This window comes from Microbacterium sp. B24, assembly GCF_000333415.1.
In the GTDB taxonomy this organism is placed as follows: Bacteria; Actinomycetota; Actinomycetes; order Actinomycetales; family Microbacteriaceae; genus Microbacterium.
On the sequence record NZ_BADB01000477.1, the window covers coordinates 1 to 3,184 of the forward strand.

General features: G+C 69.1%; 3 protein-coding genes. 2 read left to right on the top strand and 1 reads right to left on the bottom strand.

What is annotated here, in order from left to right; genetic code table 11:
* Together I5I_RS13940 and I5I_RS13945 are read left to right on the top strand one after the other, a co-directional pair.
* A partial coding sequence (locus I5I_RS13940; RefSeq protein ID WP_036321085.1) for an RluA family pseudouridine synthase occupies positions 1-881 on the top strand: 881 nt, incomplete at its 5' end.
* A 49-nt stretch (positions 882-930) separates the two neighbouring features.
* Positions 931-2,628 (top strand): long-chain-fatty-acid--CoA ligase, encoded by a 1,698-nt coding sequence (locus I5I_RS13945; protein ID WP_036321087.1) that lies wholly within the window; start codon positions 931-933, stop codon positions 2,626-2,628.
* 4 nt (positions 2,629-2,632) lie between these two features.
* Here I5I_RS13945 and I5I_RS13950 read toward each other — a convergent pair whose 3' ends face one another.
* Entirely contained in the window at positions 2,633-3,106 is a 474-nt protein-coding gene (locus I5I_RS13950; protein WP_036321089.1) for an NUDIX hydrolase, read from the bottom strand.
* Positions 3,107-3,184 lie beyond the last annotated feature (78 nt).

A 3,184-nucleotide genomic window follows, 5' to 3' on the forward strand; every position in this document is an offset into this window, starting at 1 on the left:
ACGGCGCCCGTGTGGATGCCGCTCTGGCCAAGATGCTGGGGTTCTCGCGCTCGTTCGCCGCGGAGTTCGCCGAAGCCGGCGGCGTGCGGATGGACGGCCGTGCGCTGGGAAAGTCCGACCGCCTGCGTGCAGCCGGCTGGCTCGAGGTGGAGTGGGAGGAGCGGCGCGAACCGGAGATCGTGCCGGTCGCCGTTCCGGACCTCGCCATCGTCTACGACGACGACGACATCGTGGTCGTCGACAAGCCCGCGGGCGTCGCCGCGCACCCGTCGCTCGGATGGGAAGGCCCGACGGTGCTCGGCGCGCTGGCCGCCGCCGGCTTCCGCATCGCCACCACGGGAGCAGCCGAGCGCCAGGGCGTCGTCCATCGACTGGATGTCGGTACCAGCGGCCTCATGGTCGTCGCAAAATCGGAGCGTGCGTACACCGCACTCAAGCGGGCATTCAAGGAGCGCGAGGTCGAGAAGATCTACCACGCGGTCGTGCAGGGGCATCCCGATCCGTTGGCCGGAACGATCGATGCTCCCATCGGACGCCACCCCTCGCATTCGTGGAAGTTCGCCGTCACGCCTGACGGCAAGGACTCGGTCACCCACTACGAAACGCTCGAGGCGTTCCCCTCGGCATCCCTCCTCGAGATCCATCTGGAGACCGGACGCACCCACCAGATCCGCGTCCACATGGCCGCCCATCGCCACCCGTGCGTGGGCGACCCGCTGTACGGTGCCGATCCGACCCTGTCGGCACGTCTGGGGCTGACCCGGCAATGGTTGCACGCGCACGAACTCTCGTTCGCGCACCCGACGACGACCGCGTGGGTCACGTTCACGAGCGCCTATCCGGCCGATCTCGCACATGCGCTCGAGGTGCTCCGGACCTGACCCGAGACCCATGCCGGCGCACGTACATGAGGGTGCCTAGCCTGGAAGCATGCCGCTCATCGACCGCCCGTGGCTCACGTCCTACGCGCCCGGGGTGCCCGCCGAGATCGAACCGGTCACGCAGACCCTGGTCGACATGCTCGACGAGTCCGTACGGCGCCACCCTCGTCGACCCGCTCTCGAATTCTTCGGCGCCGTCACCACGTATCGCGAGCTCGGGGACCGGGTCGCCAGGGCAGCCGAGGGCTTGAGACGCCTGGGCGTCGCGCCCGGCGACCGCGTCGCGCTGATCCTCCCGAACTGCCCGCAGCATGTCGTCGCCTTCTATGCCGTGCTGCGGCTCGGTGCGATCGTCGTCGAGCACAATCCGAGATACACGGCACCGGAGCTTCGACATCAGTTCGAGGTGCATCACGCCCGGGTGGCGATCGTGTGGGATGCCGTCGCCGACACCATCGCGGAGTTTCCCTCCGACATCCGTCCCCGCCACGTCATCGCGGTGCGAATGACCGACGCGATGCCGGCCCGCATGCGGGCCGCGCTGCGCCTTCCGCTCGCGAAGGCGCGTGCGTCGCGGGCGGCGCTGACGGTGACACCCGACGCGAAGGACGTTCTCTCGTGGTCACGGGTGGCGTCGCATCGCCCGGTGCGCAGACGCACGCCCCGTCCCCACCTCGACGATCTCGCCGCGCTGCAGCTGACGAGCGGCACCACGGGTACGCCCAAAGCGGCCATGCTCACGCACCGCAACCTCCGCTCGAACGCGGCGCAGTCGGCCGCCTGGGTGCCCGATCTGGTACCCGGACGCGAGGTCTTCTACGCCGTCCTCCCGCTCTTCCACGCCTACGGACTGACGCTCTGCCTGACCACGGCACTGTCGCTCGGAGCCCGCATCGTGCTGTTTCCGACGTTCGACGTCACCCTCACCCTCGACGCGATACGCCGTACGCCGCCGACCTTCCTCGCCGCCGTTCCGCCCATCTACGACGCCCTGGCACGGGCCGCCGTGCGCGCGGGCATCGACCTCTCGAGCCTGCGCAACGCGATCTCCGGTGCCATGGCGCTGCCGCCGTCGACCGTGCTGCGGTGGGAGGAGGCGACCCACGGCATCATCGTCGAGGGCTACGGCATGACCGAGTCGTCGCCGATCAGCGTCGGCAATCCGATGGGGCCGCTGCGCAGGCCGGGTACGGTCGGTGTGCCGTTCCCCAGCACCGAGATCCGCGTGGTGGACCCCGCGGATCCGACCCGTGACGTCGTCGACGGCGCCGAGGGCGAGCTTCTCGTGCGCGGACCGCAGGTCTTCCAGGGTTACTGGAACCGACCGGAAGAGACCGCCAGCACGCTGCTGGCGGGCGGATGGCTGCGCACCGGCGACATCGTGACGGTGGATGCCGAAGGCTTCGTGACCGTCGTGGACCGCCTCAAGGAGCTGATCATCAGCGGCGGGTTCAACATCAGTCCGAGTGAGGTCGAGAACGCGCTGCTGCTGCATCCCGACGTCGCGGATGCGGCTGTCGTCGGCATCCCGCGCTCGGACGGATCGGAGACGGTGACGGCGGCCGTGGTGATGCGCGACGGAGCGGTCTTCGATGCCGAGGAGCTGCGCTCGTTCGCACGGATCCATCTGGCGGCGTACAAGGTTCCACGATCGGTCGTGCGCGTGCCGGCGATGCCGCGCTCGCTGGTCGGCAAAGTCATCCGCCGTCAGGTGCGCGCGGACATCCTCGCCACCCGCGGACGATGACGCGTCAGCGGCCGCCGGAGAAGGAGGCCGGATCGTCCTCGGCGATGGCCAACGCGATCTTGTGCACGTCGGACTGAGCGAGCTCGGTCAGCTCCCCGAGTCCGTACCAGCCCACCTCGGCCAGTTCGCCGTCGGCGGGGAACGGGTCGCCCGCCACCCAGTCGCAGCGAAAGACCAAGTCGAGGTAGTCGACCTGGTCGCCGTTGGCGTATGTCGTCCGAGGCAGCTGCTGGATGAGAGCGAGCCGCACGGCGCGCACCTCGATGCCCGCTTCTTCCCGGCACTCGCGAACGGCCGCGTCGGCGGGCTCTTCACCCGGATCGACGATGCCGGACACGCACTGCCAGGCCCCGTTGTCGGCACGCCTGCCGAGGAGCACCTTCTCGTCCTTGAATACGACGGCGGTGACCCCGACGAGCGGAAGCGGCGCGGTGCCGATCTTCTCGCGCAGGGCCAGGACGAACTCGGGTGTCGACATGGCTCCAGCCTAGGTGTTTCACCCTCAGGTTGAAGGTGAAACAACCGACTCTAGAGGATCCCCGGGACCGAGCTCAAT

Excerpts from the sequence above, each read along its gene's own strand:
- I5I_RS13945 (WP_036321087.1), top strand. The coding sequence starts at position 931 with ATGCCGCTCATCGACCGCCCGTGGCTCACGTCCTACGCGCCCGGGGTG.
- I5I_RS13950 (WP_036321089.1), bottom strand. The coding sequence starts at position 3,106 with ATGTCGACACCCGAGTTCGTCCTGGCCCTGCGCGAGAAGATCGGCACC.